The organism is Deltaproteobacteria bacterium, from assembly GCA_019308995.1.
In the GTDB taxonomy this organism is placed as follows: domain Bacteria; phylum Desulfobacterota; class Desulfarculia; order Adiutricales; family JAFDHD01; genus JAFDHD01.
This window is the reverse complement of sequence record JAFDHD010000158.1, coordinates 1-5,802: the sequence shown is the minus strand read 5'-3', so window position 1 is coordinate 5,802 and position 5,802 is coordinate 1. Positions and strand designations below refer to the sequence as shown.

Sequence of the window (5,802 nt, the reverse complement as noted above, 5' to 3'; positions counted from 1 at the left end):
ATCTTTTCAAACCAGCGGATATATCTCGTATCTTGTTCCATACGAGTTCTCCATTCTGTTCCATGATTTGAAAAACCAGTCTTCCCTAAACACTCGGTTTTAACATCTGATAGTCATTAATACATATCCTCCTTCAACTACTTTTCTATGATACCCAGGATATCATCCTCTCTCATGATGAGATGTTCCACTTTCCGGGACCAACCACTTCAAGAAATCCCCCTATATCCCCCTTTAGCAAAGGGGAACTTTTGGAATTTCCCCCTTTTTTAAAGGGGGGCAGGGGGATTTTATAAAATGGTTGGCATGAAAGTGGCCTTCGATAAGAATCTGGTAATACACCCCATTATTATCCTCCGATGTAAGATGGGTATGGGAAACAGAACGGAGTGTGTTGCTACTCCGCAGGGGTTTTACCCAGCATCTTTCTAAGCTCCTCCCCCTGTACGACTTCCTTCTGGGAAACGAGGTGGGCCAGGTCATCCAAAACATCCCGGTGAGCCGACAGGATTCCTCGCACCCTCTGGTGGGCTTCCTCGACTACAAGGGAGATTTCTTCATCAATTTGACCGGCTTTCTCTTCACTGTAGGTTTTAGCGGGAGCAAAACTTTCCGGCAGGAACATTGGCTGACGAGCGCGCTCATAGGCCACCAATCCCAGCCGATCGCTCATGCCGTATTCCGTGACCATGGACCGGGCCATGTCCGTGGCCTGCTGCAAATCGTTTTGAGCGCCTGTGGAGATTTCATTGAAAACCAATTCCTCCGCTACCCTGCCTCCCAAGAGAACGGCCAGCCGGTCCAGTAGCTCAGAGCGGGTCATTAAATAGCGGTCCTCGATTGGTTGTTGCTGAGTATATCCAAGAGCTGCGATCCCCCTGGGAATAATGGAGATTTTATGGACCGGGTCGGCATGCTTGACAGACTCTGCCACAATCGCATGTCCTGACTCATGAAAAGCGACAATTTCTTTCTCCTGCGCGTTCATCACCCGATTTTTTTTCTGCAGGCCCCCAACTATCCGATCGATAGCCTCGTCGAAATCCGCCGATTCTACCGCTTTTTTGTCTTTCCTGGCGGCCAATAGGGCGGCCTCGTTGATGAGGTTTGCCAGATCGGCTCCCACAAAACCCGGGGTACGTCCTGCGAGCATGCGGAGGTTGACAGCGGGAGCTAATAGGATATTCCTTGTGTGGATATTCAGGATGGCCTCGCGCCCGTTGATATCCGGCCGGTCCACCAGGACCTGCCGATCAAACCGCCCCGGGCGCAACAAGGCGGGATCCAGGATTTCCGGCCTGTTTGTGGCGGCCATGATAATGACCCCTTTATTAGTCTCGAACCCGTCCATCTCCACCAGGAGCTGATTGAGAGTTTGCTCTCGTTCATCATGTCCACCCATTATATTCATCCCCCGGGCTTTGCCCAATGCGTCCAGTTCATCGATGAAGATGATGCAAGGGGCCTGACCGGTGGCCTGCGCAAAAAGATCGCGAACGCGGGCTGCGCCCACCCCGACGAACATCTCCACAAACTCAGACCCGCTGATGCTGAAGAAAGGGACCTTTGCCTCACCGGCCACAGCCCTGGCCAGGAGGGTTTTGCCGGTACCCGGAGGGCCCACCAGAAGCACCCCTTTGGGAATTCTCCCGCCCAGTTTTTGGAATTTCCCGGGATTGCTCAAAAATTCCACGACTTCCTGGAGCTCTTCTTTGGCCTCGTCGATCCCGGCCACATCGGCGAAAGTGACCTTGATCTCACTTTCCGCAAATATCTTGGCCTTGCTCTTGGCAAAAGACATGACCCCCATCCCGGGCCCCATCTTTTTCATGGCGTATCGCCAGATCAAGAAAAAAATGCCAATGGGGATCATCCAGGAGAGAATGCTGCTCAGGAGTTTACTCTTATAGTGTCCTGAGTAGCTGACATTGTGGGCATCCAGATCCTTCACCAGGTCGGGATCATTCACCCGAACCGTGGTGAACTTCTGGTCCTGGCCCGGCTTTTCGCCTTTTCCTTTTAGCGTTCCGCGGATATTTTCCGGGCCGATGGTCAATTTGCTCAAGGTGTCTTCGGCTATGTATTGTTTAAATTGGCTGTAGGGGATCGTCTCCACCTTTGAAGAAAAATAGTATTGCTGCATGTAGGAAAACAAAAGGAAGGCTATCACGAAATACCAGATGCTGAAGCGTGCCTTAGTGGGCAAGGCGTCCTTCTTTTTCTGTGGGTTTTTGGGACTGAAGATTGAACGAAGCTTATCTTTCAAGATTTCCCCCGGTTCTTTTTTTTCATTCAGTGGCATTATCAAACCTCACTGGCAACTGGTTATCCTGGCACAGTCATTTCCGCCTATAGTCGTCCTCTAGCGGGCTACCAGGGAATCTTGTTCTGTTGTCGCCCATTTCATCCCCTTTTGCTTTCAAGAAACTCTTTATTGAAAAAGGCAACCCACGTATGATATGAGTTACCTTTAACAGCTAACTCATTTTTTGATAAGAAGTTCAAGCCCATTGGCGCATGCTTGGCTAACAGAATAGTCAGGCTTTTCCTTTTGCCCGGGCATTTTATCCCAGCCCCCCTTTTGGATGTATTCGGCTCTCTTCCATGAGTCTAACTCCATTAATTCTTTAAGTTTTTCCTCATGGTTCGGTTGATTCATAAATTGGGCGACGCAGATCGCCGCCTGAGTCGCCAAGACCGCCTCGTCGGAAATCTTTTGGGTAGTGCTCTTGGTTGCCCAACCCCCCCACGCAAAACCGATGATCATCGTGAGGACTGCCCCAACAACAAGACCCCAAACGCCATACTTAACTCTCACTGCAGCTTCCGGTTTCATTGATAATACCTCCTTGAATGATGTTGTGATATTTTGCCTACGATGACCTTGCGACCAATAAGTTGGACGAGATCATCGGCCCCGGCCAGTACCTGACCGTTTTTCCCATATGAAGATCATTTCCACTCGTGAATGCCCTTAGCTTCCGCAATGCCTTCGGCCTGGATGGCTTTCCGGTGATAGACCCGATCAGCCGGCCTTCCTCTCTCATTCGTTCGTAAAGTCTTGTGCCGGGAGGAGCGTTCAGCAAACCCACCATGGCCGTGACGATGCCGCTCTTTTGTGAATGAATTTAAGGGCGTATTTGAAACTCCAGAAAGTTGCCGCGTACTCCGGATAGATCAGCAAGGTTTTCATAAGCTTTCCTTTGTTACACTAAAATGGTCGCTGGCCATCTCGGGGTTCCCTTGCCCTGAGGGCATTGATGACCTCCAGCCCTTCCGAACGGGAGACCGTATGGAGTTTCATCTCGATCGGTCTGGCCAAAAGGCTCTTTGTCCCGAGCAAAACACTGAATATTTCAGACCGCATATGACGCCCCAGGTCCTGACGGGTTTCCCACTCCTCGATCAGATTGAAAACCGTTTCGTCTTCAATATCGCAAAAAACGTCATAGCAAAGACACCCCTTCTCCCTTTCCGCTGGCTCAATCATCGAGTGAAGCGTTTGCATCACCTCGGTTCGTTTTTCCATGAGTGCCTTCAATTTAATTCTTACCATAATCACGCAAAGCCTCCTCTCCGGAAAATCCCCTTAATGGTTTGTGTCACGGTATATTCCCAAATTCCTAAAAGCCTTTGCATTGCCGGCCTACCAAAAATATCAAACGTTGCCTTATGGTAAGTCCAAGTTTCATGCCGAGATGGATAAGCGGTGTGTCGAATGGCTCAACATATTGATTTGTCAACGACTGTTAAATATCGAAAGGTTGGCAGAGGAGGGCCGGGCTGATGTGAAACAGTGGTCATATATGGCAAATGGTCAAATATGGCCACGGCCCTGGCCTGGTTGAGGTCAAGGGAGTGATGACTGGAGAGGGTGTGTGATCCAACTGAGAATGACTTGAAGATTGATCATATGGAAAAGGAGAATCCCCGGGCTTTATGGCTTGAGGATACCGAGTTTTCGCATCCGAGCCCGCAACGTGCTGCGGTTGAGCCCGAGGATCTCGGCCGCCCCGTTTTTTCCGCCCACTTTCCATTGAGTTTGTTCGAGGATCCGCAAAATATGTTCGCGCTCAACCGCTTCGAGGGTTTTTTTCGCACAGGATATATCATTCTGCCGAGTCTTCAGTTCATCCACTAGGCGCAGCTTGGGCCCCGAGGAGTTAATCACCGCACGTTCGAGGACGTTTTCCAATTCCCGGACATTGCCGGGCCAGTGATAGTTCTGCAAGGCATTCATAACTCTCGTCGGAATGATCTCAATGGACTTGCCCATTCGCCTGGAGATCTTTTTGACGTAAAAGTCCACAAGAAGCGGAATGTCATCCAACCGATCGCGGAGCGGCGGCATGGTGATAGGGAAAATATTTAAACGGTACCAGAGGTCATCACGGAACCGGCCCTTACGGACCTCCTCTTCCAGATTGCGATTTGTGGCCGCAATAATCCGCACATCGACCTTGATCGTACGGGAGCTGCCCAGGCGTTCAAACTCGCCGTCCTGTACGACCCTGAGCAGCTTGGATTGCAATTCCAGCGGCAGTTCGCCAATTTCATCAAGAAAAAGGGTGGCACCGTCGGCGACCTCAAACCGTCCCAGATGTCTGGAATGGGCGCCGGTGAAAGCCCCTCTTTCATGACCAAACAGTTCGCTTTCAATAAGGTTTGAAGGCAATGCAGCGCAATCCACTTTTACCAGGGCTCGCTCTTTGCGCAAGCTTAAACCGTGAATGGCCCGGGCGACCAGCTCTTTTCCGGTTCCGGTCTCGCCGAGAACCAGCACATTGGTATCAGTAGTGGCTATTTGCTCAACCTTGAAAAATACGTATTTGATTGCGTCACTTTGGCCGATGATGTTCTCATGGTTGTATTCAAGCTTGATTTCTTCCTGTAGATACGCCCTCTCAGCTTCAAGTTGCTCCTTTAACCTCTTTATTTCGAAAAGTGCGGATTCGGCAATTTGTTTGCTCTTTTCCGCCTCTTCTTTTGCCATCCTGATTTCTGCCGTCCGCTTTTCAACAAGTTTCTCAAGATGTCTTTTGTAATATTCACGCTCGGTCACATCCTCGATGGCCAGGAGAATCATTTGGCTTTGCTTTGCCTCACCGTGTATCCGCCGGGCGTTCAGATGCATTATCTTTCGGCCAATGGTCTCAAAGTCATGTTGCACCTCAAAGTCATTGAATGTGGAATTGTGGGGAAGGATATCTTCAAGTAATTCTCTAAGCTTTGGGATATTCCATTGCCCGTTGCCAAGATCATAAATTAATACCCCTTCTGTTCCCTCCGGCGTAACCTTGAAGGTCCGGTAAAAGGAATGATTGGCCTTTACAACCTTCAAATCAGAATCAAGCATCACCAAGGGCTCATGAGCCGCTCCTAAGACGTTATCAAAGATTTCCATAAAGGCTTGTAGCTTTCGTTCACCGTATCCCAACGCCTTCACGGTTTGTTCAAATTCATTAAATGATTGATTGTTATCCATGTACTCGGTCACCATTTCGGTTCCGTAGCAGTCGATATTCGGCCTTCTGAATAGTGCGTATGATATCCGGTTTTCCATCCGATAGGTGTCGATACCCATTTCCTTTGCCATTTTCCTATGTGGGTGAAATTCATCATATACCGCTTTTTGCAATAATTCTTCAGGCCGGTGTGAAAACCAACAAACAGGTGTGTTTTTCGCAAACAAGTGCTTGGAGATAATGGGCCGAATTCCATTATAACCAACCATTCTGTTGGGTCAAGAAAAACCCGAAAATCCGCGATCGGCTTTAGGCAGACCGCGGTATCTGTCGATTT

The 5,802-nt window shown here is 49.4% G+C and carries 4 protein-coding genes; all 4 read right to left on the bottom strand.

Translation table 11 applies throughout. From position 1 onward, the window contains the following. Positions 1-397: 397 nt before the first annotated feature. Positions 398-2,302, bottom strand: coding sequence for an ATP-dependent zinc metalloprotease FtsH (ftsH, locus tag JRI95_16025; protein MBW2063051.1), 1,905 nt, complete (start codon positions 2,300-2,302; stop codon positions 398-400). Positions 2,303-2,482: 180 nt separating this feature from the next. Beyond that, on the bottom strand, positions 2,483-2,836 hold the full coding sequence (locus JRI95_16020; protein ID MBW2063050.1) for a hypothetical protein: 354 nt from the start codon (positions 2,834-2,836) through the stop codon (positions 2,483-2,485). 375 nt (positions 2,837-3,211) lie between these two features. Continuing rightward, positions 3,212-3,562, bottom strand: coding sequence for an antibiotic biosynthesis monooxygenase (locus JRI95_16015; GenBank protein ID MBW2063049.1), 351 nt, complete (start codon positions 3,560-3,562; stop codon positions 3,212-3,214). 375 nt (positions 3,563-3,937) lie between these two features. Next, complete coding sequence (locus JRI95_16010) at positions 3,938-5,485, bottom strand: sigma 54-interacting transcriptional regulator (GenBank protein ID MBW2063048.1); 1,548 nt, start codon at positions 5,483-5,485, stop codon at positions 3,938-3,940. Positions 5,486-5,802 lie beyond the last annotated feature (317 nt).